Consider the following 15,495-nt stretch of genomic DNA (forward strand, 5'->3'; position numbering starts at 1 on the left):
ATCAAGTCATCGTACCGCCGTCGCGGCCCTATCAGTATGATTTAGGCGAAGGCGGCGCGCTTGACAGCGATTGCGGGCGGCTACGCCCCGCCGATCAGGATGCCCACGGCGAGCACGATGGCGCCGCCGAGCACGATCTGGAACGCCGCCTGCAGGAACGGGGTGTCCATGTATCGGGCGCGAACATAGGCGATCACCCACAGTTCGAAGAAGACGACGATGCTGGCGATCGCGGTTGCAATCCAGAACGCGTTGCTCCAGGAATCCGGAACCAGGTAGGGAAGCGTGTGGCCGACGCCGCCTAGCGTCGTCATCAATCCGCAGATGAACCCGCGCATCCATGGCGAGCCGCGCCCGGTCAGCGAGCCGTCGTCGGACAGGGCTTCGGCGAACCCCATGCTGATGCCGGCGCCGATCGAGGCGGCCATGCCGACCAGAAACGTTGGCCAGTTCTGGTGGGTGGCAAAGGCGGCGGCGAACAGCGGCGCCAGCGTCGAGACCGACCCGTCCATCAATCCGGCAAGCCCCGGCTGCACATATTGCAGCACGAACATGCGCCGGCGCGTCTTGTCTTCCTCCTCGCGCACGTCGGTGCTGATATTGTCGGTCAGGCGGGCCGCGAGGCTTTCGTGGCCTTTCTCCGCTTCTGCAAGGTCGCCAAGCAGGCGCCGCACGTCGACGTCCCGGCTCTGCTCGGCGGCCCTGATGTAGAAGCGCGCGGCCTCATACTCCATCGTCTCGGCTTCCTTGCGGATGGTGTCGAGAGACAGATTCTTGGTCAGCCAGAGCGGGCGGCGGCGCAGGAAGCCCTTGACGTTATCGCGCCGGATCGGCGGCAAATTCTTGCCAAAGCGTCGCTCGTAGAGTTCAAGCAGCATGTGCCGATGGCCGCGTTCCTCCTCGGCCATCTCCTCGAACACCTTGGCCGACTCCGGATAGCGCACCGCAAGGTCTTCGGCGAAGCTCATGTAGATGCGGCTGTCTTCTTCCTCGGCCGCGATGGCAACGGCCAGCACCTCACGCTCGGACAGATCGGCAAAATTCTTCACGGCAGGACCTTTTGACAATTTAGAATCATTCTAAATTGTTGTCCTTGCGTGGTCAAATAGATTGGCCACCACGCTTTGCTTCTTTGAGGAACGCCAGCAACAGGCGGTTCACTTCAGCGGGCTGTTCCTGCTGCACCCAGTGTCCGGCGCCATCGACGAGGTGACAGCCGATCATGGCGGTACAGGCCTTCGACTGCATCGCCTCATAAACGCCGGGACGCTGATAAGTTCCCCAATCCTGCTTGCCCGAGATGAAGGCGGAGGGCACGTCGATGGTGCGGCCCGACCATATCTGCAACTCCGGCACGAAGGCGCCCGAGGTGCCGCAGCGATACCATTGCAGGCCGCCCTGGAAACCGGTGCGGCCATATTCGGCGCTGTAGAAGGCAAGCTCGCGGTCGGGCAGCCACTGGTTGGCGGCGATCTCCGCCGCCGCCGGCATTTCCTTCGCCACCGTCGCGGCCATGTCCTTGTCCAGATCCATCACGTAATAGGTCGGCAGCTTCGCGATCTCGCCGGCAGACCAGGAATTCAGCCGATATGGCTTGTTGGCTTTCCAGTCCGCGCTCTTGTGGTGGTAGTAGGCGCGCAGGAAATCATGCACGCCCTGCGGCGCGCGGTGCATGTCGGCGTTGGCCTCGCGCGTCGAGTAGTACCACTGGTAATGCTTGCGCGGCCGCGGCAATGCTGCGAGGTCGCGGTGGATCGGGTCGGCGACCGCCGGCCTGGCCGGACTGTCCAGCGTGTTGAAGGGCAATGACGGCGGTCCGCCGAACGGCGCGCTCATCAGGACCACCGAGCGAAACACGTCGGGACGGATCAGCGCGCACCAGGCCGCGACCGAGGAGCCGAAATCGTGCCCGATCACGGCATCGACGTGGCGATAACCGAACGCCGCCACCAGCCCGAGCGCGTCGCGCACCAAATTGGTGAGCCGGAACGAAGCGAGGTCGCCGTCGTAGTCGGCGTCCCAGCCGGTGGTGCGGCCATAGCCGCGCTGGTCCGGCGCGATCACGTGGTAGCCGGCTTCAGCAAGCGCCGGCATTACCTTGCGCCAGGAGAAGGCGAGTTCGGGGAAGCCGTGCAACAGCAAGAGGCAGGGCCGGCCGCTTGTCTCGAAGCCGGCCTCGAGCACGTGCATGGCAAGGCCGTTGATGCCCTCGACGGTGCGCGAGCGAATGGTCGGGGGAAGCGGGATGGCGGGCAGGGCGGTCATGGCGTCGCTTTCTGCCAGTATCTGTCGCGCAGGTGCCGCTTCACCAGCTTGCCGGTCGGGGTGCGCGGCAACTCCGCCTCGAAGTCGATGCTTTTCGGGCATTTGATCGGTGACAGATGCTTGCGGCAGAACACGATCAGTTCAGCCTCGAGTTCCTTGCCGGCCTTTGCCATGTCGTGCGGCTGCACCACGGCCTTGACCTCTTCGCCCATCTCTTCGTTCGGCACGCCGAACACGGCGACGTCGGCGACGCCGGGATGGGTGATCAGCACGTCCTCGGTTTCCTGCGGGTAGATGTTCACGCCGCCGGAGATGATCATGTAGCTCTTGCGGTCGGTAAGATAGAGGAAGCCTTCGGCGTCGAGATAGCCGACGTCGCCGAGCGTCGACCATCCCCTGGCGTTGTAGGCCTTCTTGGTCTTCTCGGGATCGTTGTGATAGGTGAAAACAGGCGCGTCGGCAAAATAGACAGTGCCGATTTCGCCCACGGGTTTCTCCTCGTCGTTCTCGTCCAAAATCTTCAGCTTGCCAACCACCGCGCGGCCGACGGTGCCGCGATGGGTGAGCCATTGCTGCGAGGTCGAGACGGTGACGCCGTTGCCTTCGGAGCCGGCGTAGTACTCGATCAGGATCGGACCCCACCACTCGATCATCTTCGCCTTGACGTCGATCGGGCAGGGCGCGGCGGCGTGGATCGCGCCTTTCAGCGACGAGACGTCGTAGCGCTTGCGCACCTCCTCCGGCAGCTTCAGCATCCGCACGAACATGGTCGGCACCAGCTGCGACTGCGTCACCTTGAATTGTTCGACCAGCTTCAGGAACTGCTCGGCGTCGAAATTCTCCATGATGATCGAGGTGCCGCCGAGCGTGATCGCCATCATGTTGAAGCGCAGCGGGGCTGCGTGATAAAGCGGCGCCGGCGACAGGTAGATGCTCTCGGACGACATGCCGCACATGTCGGCGCAGAGAATCTTCAGGAACGGGTTCGGCAGGTCGATCGGATTGTTCTCGGACTCCCGCTTGATGCCCTTGGGCCTTCCGGTCGTGCCCGACGAATAGAGCATGTCGTAGCCGGCGACTTCATCTGCGATCGGCGTCGTCGGCATCGCGATCGCTTCGCGGTCGAAGGAGCGAAAGCCCGGCTCCGGCTCGTCGACCATGAAGAACATCGGCTCGCCCGGCTCGCCCCTGACCAGGTTTCTGACCTGATCGGCGCATTTCGGCGAGGTGATGAAAAGCTTGGCGCCGCAGTCCCTGACGATGTAGGCGATCTCGTCCTCGGTCAGGTAGCGGCTGATCGCGGTGTAGTAGAGCCCGGCGCGCTGCGCCGCCCAGCAGATCTCCATGAACGCCAGCCGGTTTTCCATCAGGAACGCGATGTGGTCGCCGGCCTTGAGGCCGAGCGCGCGGAACAGCTGCGCGCCCTGGTTCGATAGCTGGTCGAGCTCGCGATAGGTGATCGCCTTGCCGGTGCCGGCCATCTGATAGGCGATCTTGTTCGGCTGGGTGCGGGCGTGGACAGACGGATGGGTCATGGTGTTTCCTCAAGAGGCGAATGGCGAGCAGCGAATGGCGAATAGGCAAGACGGGCGGCAATCGCCCCTTCACCTACTCCCCATTCGCTATTCGCCACTCGCTATCCGCGTTCCTTACAGTCTTTCCACGATCGTCACATTCGCCATGCCGCCGCCCTCGCACATGGTCTGCAGGCCGTAGCGCTTGTTGCGCTGCTTGAGCGCGTTGACCAGCGTGGTCATCAGCTTGGTGCCGGAGCCGCCGAGCGGATGGCCGAGCGCAATCGCGCCGCCATTGACGTTGAGCCTGGCCGGATCGGCGCCGGTGGTCTTCAGCCACGCCACCGGCACGGCCGCGAATGCCTCGTTGACCTCGAACAGGTCGATGTCGTCGACCGACATGCCGGCCTTCTGCAGCGCCCGCTTGGTGGCGTGCAGCGGCGCGTCCAGCATGATCACGGGATCGCCGCCCATCATGGTCATGTGATGGATGCGCGCCATCGGCTTCAGGCCCAGCGACTTCAGGCCGCGTTCGTTGACGACCATGACGCCGGAGGCGCCGTCGCAGATCTGGCTGGCGCTGGCGGCGGTGTGCTTGCCGTTTTCGGCGATCAGCTTGACGCCCTTGATGCCCGCGAGACTGGCGTCGAAGCGGATGCCCTCGTCGATGTGGTGGGTGTCGGTCGAGTTGTCGGCGCGGGTGATCTGCAACGGGACGATCTCGTCCTTGAAGCGGCCGGCCTGGGTTGCGGCGATCGCGCGCTGATGGCTCTCATAGGAATAGGCGTCGAGTTCGTCCTTGGTGAGCCCGTATTTCTCCGCCATCATTTCCGCGCCGGTGAACTGGCTGAAGATGATGTTCGGATACTTCCTCTCCATCGCCGGGCTCTTGGAAATGCCGAAGCCGTTCTTGGCCGGCAGCGACGAGGCGAGGCCCATCGGCACCCGGGTCATCGATTCCACCCCGGCCGCGATCACGATGTCCATGGTGCCGGACATCACCGCCTGCGCGGCGAAATGCAGCGCCTGCTGCGAGGAGCCGCACTGGCGGTCGATCGAGGTGGCGGGCACGCTTTCCGGAAGCTTGGAAGCCAGCACCGCGTTGCGCCCGACGTTGCTCGACTGCTCGCCGGTCTGCATCACGCAGCCCATGATCACGTCTTCGATCTGGGCGGGATCGACCTTGGTGCGATCGACCAGCGAGTCCAGCACTGACGCGGCGAGATCGGCCGGGTGCCAGCCTGCAAGCCGTCCTCCCTTGCGGCCACCCGCGGTGCGGGCGGTGGCGACGATGTAGGCTTCGGCCATGTCTGTTCTCCCTGATTGTTGTTGGACGGCGGCTGAAAGATCGCGGGATTTAAGGGACGCGGCGGGATTTAGTCAATCAATCAATTAACTCTTGAGGTCAGCCGCGGCATGCGCTTATGTGCGGCCGGGTTTCCCGGCCATGCAGTGATGGGATAGCCGTTGAATATCAGCGTACCGACCAGGCTTCCGGCCGGCAAAAACACCACCGCCGAGAAGCTGCTTGTCGCAGCCAGCGAACTGATGATCGAGCGCGCCTCGATCGAAGTGTCGCTGTCCGACATCGCGCAGAAGTCCGGCGTCAACGCCGCCCTGGTGAAATATCATTTCGGCAACAAGGACGGGCTGTTGCTGGCGCTGCTGGCGCGCGACGCCGCGGCCGAGATGTCGCAGCTGGAGTATCTGATCCGCCAGCCGATCTCGCCGACCGCGAAACTGCGCCTGCATATCGGCGGCATCATCCGCGCCTATCACCAGTTCCCCTACATGAACCGTTTGATCCATTACTTACTGCACGAGAGCAGCGCCGAGGCGGCTGCCGAGGTGTCGAAGTTCTTCGTCGCGCCCTTGCTCGACTTTCATCGCCGGCTGCTCGCCGAAGGGGTCAAGGCCGGCGAATTCCGCAGCATCGACCCGGTGCTGTTTTACACCAGCCTGATCGGCGCCTGCGACCACCTGTTCTTCGGCCGGCACGCGATCTCGCGCGCCAGCGGCGTCGGCCCGGTCACCGATGAAGTCTGTCGCCAGTACGTCAAGCACATGGAAGCGCTGATCTGCGGCGGCATATTGAATGGGCGAGTAGCGAATAGCGAGTAGCGAATGGATCGCATCTAATCCATTCGCCACTCGCTATTCGCCATTCGCCATCTTAGAGAAGAAACGCCTAAGGAAGGAAAGGTATCCAAAATGCAGTTGAAAGACGTTGCGGTTCTCATCACCGGCGGCGGTTCGGGTCTCGGCGCCGCGACCGCCCGCGCCATGGCCGCCAAAGGTGCGAAGATCGGCGTGATCGACCAGAACAAGGAGAACGCCGAAAAAGTCGCCGCCGAAGTCAAGGGCATCGCCCTCCACGCCGACGTCACCGACGAGGAGGCGATCAAGGCGGCGATTGCCAAGGCGGAAGCCGCGCACGGCATCGCGCGCGTCTTGATGAACTGCGCCGGCATCGGCGGATCGCAGCGCACCGTCGGCAAGGACGGCGTCTATCCGCTGGCCAAGTTCGTCCGCATCATCAACGTCAACCTGATCGGCACCTTTAACGTGCTGCGCCTGTTTGCCGAACGGCTGGCCACAGCGCCGCCGATCGGCGAGGAGCGGGGCGTCATCATCAACACCGCGAGCGTGGCGGCCTATGAGGGGCAGATCGGCCAGATCGCCTATTCGGCGTCGAAGGGCGGCGTCGTCGGCCTCACGCTGCCGGCGGCGCGCGACCTCGCCACCCTCAAGATCCGCGTCAACACCATCGCGCCCGGCCTGTTCCTGACGCCGCTCTTGATGGGCCTGAACGAAGAGGCCCGCAAGAGCCTGGGGGCGCAGGTGCCGCATCCGGCGCGGCTCGGCGACGCTTCCGAATACGGCAGTCTCGCGGTCCACATCGTCGAGAACCCGATGCTCAACGGCGAGACCATTCGTCTCGACGGCGCCATCCGGATGGCGCCGCGGTAGTTGGCGCTGCGCTTCCTTCTCCCCTTGTGGGAGAAGGTGGCGCGGATGCAATCCGCGCCGGATGAGGGGTTCTCTCGGCCAGCAACCCCTCACCGCATTGAATGCGCGGCTAATGCCGGCGATGCCCTCTCCCACAAGGGGAGAGGGCGCAGCAATGAGCGCCGCAATCCGCGGATGCAGGGAGCGCTTCATGACTCAACCGCTGCTGATCGAACACAATGACGGGGTCGACCGGGTGACGCTCAATCGCCCGGACAGCCTCAATGCGCTCAACCCCGACATGATCGACGCGCTCAACGCCTATTTTGAGGGCCTGCAGCGCAACCGCGCAACCCGTGTCGTGGTGCTGAAGGGTGCGGGCGCGTCGTTCTGCGCCGGGCTCGACCTCAAGCACGCGATGCAGCGCCGCGCCGGCCAGCAGGAGCCGCCCGGCGTCACCGAGTCGCTGGATTCGCAGCGCCGCATCGCCGACATCGTGATGCTGATGCGGCGCTGTCCGCAGCCGATCATCGCGCTGGTTCAGGGTGCGGCGGCCGGCGGCGGCTTTGCGCTGGCGCTGGCCGCCGACATCCGCATCGCCACCCGGTCCGCGCGGATGAACTGCGCCTTCATCAAGCTCGGCCTCGGCGGCTGTGACATCGGCACCTCCTATTTTCTGCCGCGGCTGGTCGGCGTCTCCGTCGCCTCCGAACTGATCCTGACCGGGCGCTTCATCGGCGCCGAGCGCGCGCTCGCCGTCGGCCTCGTCTCCGAGGTCGTCGAGGAAGGCGGGCTTGACGCGGCCGCCGAGCCCTTTGTCGATGCGATGATGACGGCCTCGCCGGTCGGTCTGCGGCTGTCCAAGGAATGTCTCAATATGAGCGTCGACGCCGGCTCGATCGAGGCCGTGATCGCCATGGAAGACCGCAATCAGGTGCTGTGCAGCCGCTCGGAGGATTTCAACGAGGGCATCAGGGCCTTTCTCGAAAAACGAAAGCCTGTCTATATCAGGCGCTAGCGACCGATCAGAACGAAAGAGCTGCAAAGGCCGAATTCCGGGAGACGCAATATGAGTGGGAATGCCGCCGAGGTGCTGAGCAAGCCCGGCTTTCGCAAGATCCAATGGCTGGAGCGCGATATCGCGGTCGAGCGGCGGCCCGATGGCGTGATCGTTCTGAAGTCGCGGATTCCGCTCAAGCAATACGAGCGGCATGTTCCGGCCGCGCTGGCGAAGTGGGCCAGGCAGGCGCCGGAGCGCATCTGGCTGGCGCAGCGCAGCGGCGCGGACCGGCAATGGCGGAAGGTATCTTACGGCGAGGCTAAGAAACTCGTCGATGGGTTGACGCAAGGCCTGCTCAACCTCGGCCTCGCCGAGGGCAGCCCCGTTGCGATCCTGTCGGGCAATTCGATCGAGCACGCACTGATGACGCAGGCCGCGATGCAGGCGCGTCTGCCGGCGGCGCCGGTGTCGCCAGCCTATTCGCTGATGAGCCAGGATCATCTCAAGCTGAAATATCTGTTTGCACTGATCAAACCGGCGGTGGTGATGGTGCAGGACGGGCCGACCTTTGAGAAGGCGTTGAAGGCGCTTGATCTGGCCGGCGTTACCGTCGTTCACGTCGCGCGCCCCTGCGAGGGCATCAAGAGTATCTCCTTTGCCGAGCTGGCGGCGACGCCTGTTACCGGCGATGTCGAAGCCTCGATTGCCAGGATCACGCCCGATACCGTCGGCAAGCTGTTGTTCACCTCGGGCTCGACCGGGATGCCGAAGGCCGTCATCAACACGCAGGCGATGATGTGCGCCAATGCGGCGATGATGATGCAGGTGCGGCCGCGCGACCCCAACGCGCCGATTGCAACCTACCTCGACTGGATGCCGTGGAACCATACCATGGGGGGCAACGCGCTGTTCAATCCGGTCCTGATCGAGGGCGGCACGCTCTACATCGACGACGGCCGCCCGATGCCCGGGCAGATCGAGGAGACCTTGCGCAATCTGCGCGAGATTTCGCCGACCTACTACGCCAACGTGCCCGCGGGCTACGCCGCGCTCGCCGCCGCCATGGAAAAGGACGACGCGCTGTGCCGTTCCTTCTTCAGGAATCTCGGCCTGATGGCCTATGGCGGCGCGCGGCTGCCCGACGACCTTTATGACCGGATGCAGGCGCTCGCGGTGCGCGCCACCGGACAACGCATCGTGTTCTACACCGGCTGGGGTTCGACCGAGACCGCGCCGACTTCCACCGGCACCTATTGGGATACCGAGCGCGTCGGCCTGATCGGGCTGCCGTTTCCCGGCGTCGAACTGAAGATGGTGCCGGTCGGATCGAAGTACGAGCTGCGCCTGCGCGGCGTCAACGTCACGCCCGGCTATTTCGGTCAACCCGAACTCACCCGCAACGCGTTCGACGAGGAAGGCTTTTACTGCATCGGCGACGCCGGCGTGTTCGTCGATCCCGAGGATCCCGTGCAGGGTATCATCTTCGCCGGCCGCGTGGTCGAGGACTTCAAGCTCACCACCGGCACCTTCGTGCATGTCGGCTCGCTGCGTACCGACGCGATCGCTGCCGCAACGCCGTTCGTGCAGGACGCGCTGGTGGCGGGCCAGGATCGCCCGTTCGTCGGCCTTCTGGCCTGGCCGAACCTCCACGCCTGCCGTCAGATCGTCGGCAATCCCGAGGCGACCTATGAAGAAGTGGTCAGGCATCCCGCCGTGATTGCCTGCCTGAAGCAGGGCCTGCAGGCGCACAACGACGCTTCCGCGGGCGCCAGCAGCATGCGGATCGCCCGTGCCATGCTGATGGTCGAGCCGGCCTCGATCGACGGCAACGAGCTCACCGACAAGGGCTACATCAACCAGCGCGCCGGGCTGGAGCGTCGCGCCGCGCTGGTGGAGCGGCTCTATGCCGATCAGCCCGACGAAGACGTGATCGTGCTGCAATGAGAACGACGCGCTCTCCATCGGCCGTCATTCCGGGATGGTCCGAAGGACCAGACCCGGAATCTCGAGATTCCGGGTTCGCTTCGCGTCCCGGAATGACGGTTTCCCTTTCCATCCTCAAAGCCGAGTAATCCGCCATGAACTTCGATTTCTCCGACGAACAAAAGCAGATGCGCGACGCGGCGCGAAAGTTTCTGGCTGAAAAATGCCCGCCGAAAGCCGTGCGCGCGGTGCTGGACGGCAAGGCGAGCTATGACAAGGAACTGTGGAAGGGGCTCGCCGAGATGGGCTTTCTCGGCGTCGCGATCCCCGAAGCGTTCGGCGGCGCGGGCGCCGGTCATCTCGAACTTTGCGTGATCGCGGAAGAAATCGGCCGCGCGCTGGCGCCGGTACCGTTCTCATCCACCGTCTATCTCGCCGCCGAGGCGCTGCTGCTGGCGGGCTCCGAGGCGCAGAAGCGGAAATGGCTGCCGAAGATCGCTTCCGGCGAGGCGATCGGCACGCTGGCGCTGTTCGAAGGCAAGGGCAATCCGTCGCCGAAGGCGATCAAGCTGCAGGCCTCCGGCGGCACGCTGAACGGCGTGAAAAAGCCGGTGCCGGATGGCGCGGTCGCCGATTTCGCCATTGTTGCCGCGCGCACCGGCTCCTCCGGGCGCGATTCCGATATCTCGCTGTTCCTGGTCGATCTCAAGGCTGGCGGCGTCGAAGTAAAGTCGCTGACCAATATCGATCCGACCCGGGGGCAGGCCGAACTCACCTTCAAGAACGCCAAGGCCGAACCGCTCGGAACGGCCGGTGAAGGCTGGGGCCTCCTGACTCAAGTGCTCGACCGCGCCGCCGTTCTGCTGGCCTTCGAGCAGGTCGGCGGCTCCGATCGCGCGCTCGAAATGGGCCGCGACTACGCGCTCGACCGCATCGCTTTCGGCCGGCCGATCGGCTCGTTCCAGGCGGTCAAGCACATGCTGGCCGACATGTATGTGTCGGCGACGCTGGCGCGCTCGAACTGCTATTACGGCGCCTGGGCGCTCTCGACCAACGCGGCGGAACTGCCGGAAGCGGCGGCCTCCGCGCGCATCAGCGCAACGCAGGCGTTCCAGCACTGCTCCAAGAACAACATCCAGGTTCATGGCGGCATGGGTTTCACCTGGGAGTTCGATTGCCACATGTACTACCGTCGCGCCAACGCCACCGCGCTTTCGCTCGGCAGCCTGTCGTATTGGGAAGATCAGCTGATCGACCGCATGCGCCAGAAGAACGCGGCTTGAAGGTGGCAGTCATTCCGGGGCGATGTGCAGCATCGAACCCGGAATCTCGACGTAATAAATAATCTCCAGATTCCGGATCGATCCGCGAGGCGGATCGTCCGGAATGACGAGCAAGGATCACGCGCATGAATTTCGACGACACCCCGCAGGAAGCCGCGTTCCGCGCCGAGGCCAGGGCGTGGATTTCCGCCAACGCGCCCAAGCAATACGAGGACGAGCTTCGCAAATCCTCGCTCGGCCGAACCGCGCTCAAGGGCGCCGACATTCTTGCAGTGGCGAAAGCCTGGCAGAAGAAGAAGGCTGATGCCGGTTGGGCCTGCCTGCACTGGCCGAAGGAGTATGGCGGACGTGGTGCCACGCCGATCGAGCGGGTGATCTGGCAGCAGGAAGAGGGTCCGTTCGGCAAACTCAGCGGCATGTTCATCATCGGCCATGGCATGTGCGGGCCGACCATGATGGCGTTCGCCGGCGAGCAGGAGAAGCGCAAATACCTGCCGCCGCTGGCGTCGGGCGAGAAGGTCTGGTGCCAGTTGTTCTCCGAGCCGGCCGGCGGCTCCGACGTCGCGGGCCTGCGCACCCGCGCCGAGAGGAAGGGCGACGGCTGGATCGTCAACGGCCAGAAGATCTGGACCTCGGGCGCGCATTATTCCGATTACGGCATTCTGCTGACCCGCACCGACCCCGATGTCGCCAAGCACAAGGGCCTCACCATGTTCTTCCTCGACATGAAGAGTCCTGGCGTCGAGGTCCGGCCGATCAAGCAGGCCAACGGCCAGTCCGACTTCAACGAGGTTTATTTCACCGACGTGAAGATTCCGGACTCGCAGCGGCTCGGCGCGGTCAACGACGGCTGGAACGTATCGCTGACCACGCTGATGAACGAGCGGATGTCGATCGGCGCCGGCGTTTCGACCGGTTTCCCCGAACTTTTCGAGTTCTGCAACAGCCTGATGCTGGAAGACGGTCCCGCGATCGAGGACCGCAATGTCCGCGCCAGGCTGGCGGACTGGGCGGTGAAGGCGAGCGGGCTGAAATATACCAGCATGCGCGCGATCTCGGCGCTGTCGAAGGGCGAGCGTCCGGGTCCGGAGAACTCCATCGGCAAGCTGGTGGCGGGCTCGATGGTGCAGGAGGTCGCGATGTACGCGCTGGACCTGCAAGGCGCCGCCGGCGCGCTGAGCGGGCCTGACGATGCCGAAGTCGCCGGCAAGTTCCAGGCAATGCTGCTGCGCGCGCCGGGCACCCGCGTCGAGGGCGGCACCGACGAGATCATGCGCAACATCATCGCCGAGCGCGTGCTTGGCCTGCCCGGCGACATCAGGGTCGACAAGGACGTGCCGTTCAACAAGATCCCGACCAGGGGAAGAGCATAGGTGTCGTTCCGGGGCGGCGCGCAGCGGCGAACCCGGAACCTCGAGCAACATAACCTCTAGATTCCGGGTTCGCGCTGTGCGCGCCCCGGAATGACGTGAAAAAAGGAAGCCGCCATGAACTTCGACGACACGCCGCAGGAAGCCGAGTTTCGCAGCACCGCCCGCAAATGGATCGACGCCAACGCGCCGAAGAAGTACGAGGCGGAGCTTTCCAAGTCCTCGCTCGGCCGCATCCGGCTGGAGAAGGAGGAGATCGTCGACGTCGGCAAGGCCTGGCAAAAGAAGAAGGCCGACGGCGGCTGGGCCTGCCTGCACTGGCCAAAGGAATATGGCGGCCGCGGCGCGACCCCGATCGAGAAGGTGATCTGGCAGCAGGAAGAGGGCGTTTACGGCAAGCTGACGCAGCCGTTCCAGATCGGCGAGGGCATGTGCGGCCCGACGGTGATGGCGTTCGGCAGCGAGGCGCACAAGCGCCACTATTTGCCGAAGCTCGCCTCCGGCGAACATATCTGGTGCCAGTTGTTCTCCGAGCCGGCCGGCGGCTCCGACGTCGCGGGCCTGCGCACGCGGGCGGAAAAGAACGGCGACAATTGGATCGTCAACGGCCAGAAGATCTGGACCTCGGGCGCGCATTACTCCGACTACGGCCTTCTGATCACGCGCACCGATCCCAATGTGCCCAAGCACAAGGGGCTGACGATGTTCTTCCTCGACATGAAGAGCAAGGGCGTCGAGGTCAGGCCGATCAAGCAGGCCAACGGAATGCAGGAATTCAACGAGGTCTACTTCACCGACGTCGTGATCCCCGATCATCAGCGGCTCGGCGCGGTCGGCGACGGCTGGAACGTGTCGCTGACCACGCTGATGAACGAGCGAATGTCGATCGGCTCGCGGCTCGCGACCGGATTCCCCGAAATGTTCGAGTTCTGCTCCAGCCTGATGACCGAGGACGGGCTCGCAATCGACGATCCCGCCACGCGCTCGCGGCTCGCCAGCTGGGCGGTGAAGGCGAGCGGGCTGAAATACACCAGCTACCGCGCCATCTCGTCGCTGTCCAAGGGCGAGCGGCCGGGTCCGGAAAATTCCATCGGCAAGCTGGTCTCGGGCACGATGCTGCAGGACATCGCAAGCTATGCGATGGATCTGCAGGGCGCGGCCGGTGAACTCGCCGGCGCCGACGAGGAAATGGCGCGCGGCCAGTTCCAGCAGATGCTGCTGTCGGCGCCATCGATGCGGATCGCCGGAGGCACCGACGAAATCCTGCGCAACATCATCGCCGAACGCGTGCTCGGCCTGCCCGGCGATATCCGCGTCGACAAGGACGTGCCATTCAACAAGATTCCGACCAAAGGAAGAGTCTAGCCGTCATTCCGGGGCCCGCGCAGCGGCGAACCTCAGATGTGCAATTGCACATCGGGGAATCCAGAGGTTTGGGACCGAGATTCCGGGTTCGCGCTGCGCGCGCCCCGGAATGACAGAAAGAGGAAGTTCTATGGATGCGAAAGCGCCGAACCCACGCTATGCAACCGCCGATCGAATCGGCGTGCTCGAGGAGCTCTTGAACGAACGGTATTCGGTGCGCGCGTTCCTGCCGCAGGAGGTGCCGCGCGAAACCATCGAGCATGTCTTGCGGGTTTCGCAGCGCACGGCGTCCTGGTGCAACAGCCAGCCCTGGCAGGTCTTGATCGCGAGCGGTGAAGCCAAGGAGCGCTTCCGCAAGGCGATCTACGCCGAGGCGGCTTCCGGCGCCGGCGACGATCACGACTTCACGCCGCCGCGCGAATATCTCGGCGTCTATCTCGAACGGCGCCGCGAGAGCGGATTCCAACTCTACAACACGCTCGGCATCGCCAGGGGCGACAGGACGGCCTACGCCAGGCAGGCGCTGGAGAACTACAATTTCTTCGGCGCGCCGCATGTCGCTATCATCCATACCGATGAGCCGCTCGGCGTCTACGGCGCGGTCGATTGTGGTGCCTATGTCGGAAACTTCATGCTGGCGGCGCAGGCGCTCGGCCTCGGCACCATCCCGCAGGCGGCGCTGGCGCGGCATTCCGGGCTGATCCGGCGGCACTTCAAGCTGGCGGACGACCGCAAGGTGGTTTGCGGCATTTCATTCGGCTTCGCCGACAACGCGGCCAGGGTCAACAGCTATCGCACCTCGCGGGCGAGCGTCGCCGAGACCGTGACGTTCGTAGATGAGTAGAGGTCCCTTCTCCCCTTGTGGGAGAAGGTGGCGCGAAGCGCCGGATGAGGGGTATGTCTCCGCGGAGAGAACCCCTCACCCGTCTCGAATGAGCTCCGCTCATTCGATCCACCCTCTCCCACAAGGGGAGAGGGAAGAGGTCAGAATTTCGGCGGACGCTTTTCCGCAAACGCCTTGATGCCTTCCTTGATCTCGGCGCTGCGCATGCTCTGACGATGACGAATGTCGGCGGCTTCCGCGTCGAGCTTGCCGCGGCCGAACTCGTTGATGGCGCGCTTCATGCCCCGCATCGCGGCCGGCGCGTTGCCGGCCAGAACGATGGCGAGCCGGTTCACTTCCTCGTCGAGCAAATCCTCCGGCACCATGGCGGTGAGGTAACCGATCCGCAGCATTTCCGGCGCGGCGATCCTCTCGGCGGTCAAGAACAGCTTCTTCGCGTTGTCGACGCCAAGCCGCGACACATAGCGGACGATACCGCCCGTGTAGTAGTGGAGGCCGAGCCGCGCCGCCGGCATGAACATGTCGGCGGTGTCGACGCCGATGCGGAAATCGCACGCCAGCGCCAGGTCGGTCGCGCCGCCATAGACGCCGCCGTTGAGCCGGCAGATCGTCGGTATCCCGAGATCTTCCAGGCGATCGACCACCGCCTCGAACGCGGACCCCGCGCTCTGCTGCTCGCTGGCGCTGGTGGCGCGCTCGGCGACCGAGTTGAGATCGTAGCCGGCGCTGAAGGCGCGGCCGCTGCCGGTCAGCACCAGCACGCGGATGGTGGCATCGGCCTCGATCCGGTCGAACAGCCTCACGAGTTCGCCGAGGTCCTCGCTTTGCAGCCGGTTGAGGTGCTTCGGCCGGTTCAGGCGGATCGTGGCGCGCGCGCCGCTGATTTGAAGGACCGGCGTGCTGGCGGCCTCGGACATCCCGTTCTCCATGATTCTTGAATGCTCTCGCTATGGGTTTTCCTGCGTCCAACCCCGGTCGGTTC

At 64.5% G+C, this 15,495-nt stretch carries 13 protein-coding genes; 8 read left to right on the forward strand and 5 right to left on the reverse strand.

The features are described 5' to 3' along the window. Window positions 1-80: 80 nt before the first annotated feature. The 4 genes from mbfA to Q0D31_RS15035 all read right to left on the reverse strand — a co-directional run bounded on the left by mbfA (window position 81) and on the right by Q0D31_RS15035 (window position 5,087). Window positions 81-1,049, reverse strand: a complete 969-nt coding sequence (gene mbfA, locus Q0D31_RS15020; protein ID WP_291852304.1) for an iron exporter MbfA — start codon at window positions 1,047-1,049, stop codon at window positions 81-83. A 52-nt stretch (window positions 1,050-1,101) separates the two neighbouring features. Then, window positions 1,102-2,265, reverse strand: coding sequence for an alpha/beta hydrolase (locus Q0D31_RS15025; protein ID WP_291852307.1), 1,164 nt, complete (start codon window positions 2,263-2,265; stop codon window positions 1,102-1,104). Next, window positions 2,262-3,800: an acyl-CoA synthetase gene (locus Q0D31_RS15030; protein ID WP_291852310.1), complete on the reverse strand. Its 1,539-nt coding sequence runs from the start codon at window positions 3,798-3,800 to the stop codon at window positions 2,262-2,264. Before Q0D31_RS15030 ends, Q0D31_RS15025 begins: the two co-directional genes overlap by 4 nt. A 114-nt stretch (window positions 3,801-3,914) precedes the next feature. Next, window positions 3,915-5,087, reverse strand: coding sequence for an acetyl-CoA C-acetyltransferase (locus Q0D31_RS15035; RefSeq protein ID WP_291852314.1), 1,173 nt, complete (start codon window positions 5,085-5,087; stop codon window positions 3,915-3,917). A gap of 159 nt (window positions 5,088-5,246) precedes the next feature. On the opposite strand from Q0D31_RS15035, the gene Q0D31_RS15040 reads away from it, so the two are divergent. The 8 genes from Q0D31_RS15040 to Q0D31_RS15075 all read left to right on the forward strand — a co-directional run bounded on the left by Q0D31_RS15040 (window position 5,247) and on the right by Q0D31_RS15075 (window position 14,513). Next, on the forward strand, window positions 5,247-5,900 hold the full coding sequence (locus Q0D31_RS15040) for a TetR family transcriptional regulator (protein WP_291852317.1): 654 nt from the start codon (window positions 5,247-5,249) through the stop codon (window positions 5,898-5,900). Between the two features lie 90 nt (window positions 5,901-5,990). Further along, complete coding sequence (locus Q0D31_RS15045; protein ID WP_291852320.1) at window positions 5,991-6,749, forward strand: SDR family NAD(P)-dependent oxidoreductase; 759 nt, start codon at window positions 5,991-5,993, stop codon at window positions 6,747-6,749. A gap of 190 nt (window positions 6,750-6,939) precedes the next feature. Then, window positions 6,940-7,746: an enoyl-CoA hydratase/isomerase family protein gene (locus Q0D31_RS15050; RefSeq protein ID WP_291852324.1), complete on the forward strand. Its 807-nt coding sequence runs from the start codon at window positions 6,940-6,942 to the stop codon at window positions 7,744-7,746. Window positions 7,747-7,797: 51 nt separating this feature from the next. After that, window positions 7,798-9,672, forward strand: a complete 1,875-nt coding sequence (locus tag Q0D31_RS15055) for an AMP-binding protein (RefSeq protein ID WP_291852327.1) — start codon at window positions 7,798-7,800, stop codon at window positions 9,670-9,672. A gap of 134 nt (window positions 9,673-9,806) precedes the next feature. Continuing rightward, window positions 9,807-10,934, forward strand: coding sequence for an acyl-CoA dehydrogenase family protein (locus tag Q0D31_RS15060; RefSeq protein WP_291852330.1), 1,128 nt, complete (start codon window positions 9,807-9,809; stop codon window positions 10,932-10,934). A gap of 125 nt (window positions 10,935-11,059) precedes the next feature. Next, window positions 11,060-12,307, forward strand: a complete 1,248-nt coding sequence (locus Q0D31_RS15065) for an acyl-CoA dehydrogenase (protein ID WP_291852333.1) — start codon at window positions 11,060-11,062, stop codon at window positions 12,305-12,307. Window positions 12,308-12,421: 114 nt separating this feature from the next. Continuing rightward, window positions 12,422-13,669, forward strand: coding sequence for an acyl-CoA dehydrogenase (locus Q0D31_RS15070; RefSeq protein WP_291852336.1), 1,248 nt, complete (start codon window positions 12,422-12,424; stop codon window positions 13,667-13,669). Window positions 13,670-13,799: 130 nt separating this feature from the next. Next, the gene (locus Q0D31_RS15075) at window positions 13,800-14,513 is read left to right on the forward strand and encodes a nitroreductase (protein ID WP_291852340.1); all 714 of its coding nucleotides are present in this window, start codon (window positions 13,800-13,802) and stop codon (window positions 14,511-14,513) included. A 140-nt stretch (window positions 14,514-14,653) separates the two neighbouring features. Here the strand turns inward: Q0D31_RS15075 and Q0D31_RS15080 are convergent, their stop codons facing one another. Then, entirely contained in the window at window positions 14,654-15,430 is a 777-nt protein-coding gene (locus tag Q0D31_RS15080; RefSeq protein WP_291852343.1) for an enoyl-CoA hydratase/isomerase family protein, read from the reverse strand. Between the last annotated feature and the right edge of the window lie 65 nt (window positions 15,431-15,495).

This window comes from Bradyrhizobium sp. (assembly GCF_022844465.1).
GTDB lineage: Bacteria > Pseudomonadota > Alphaproteobacteria > Rhizobiales > Xanthobacteraceae > Bradyrhizobium.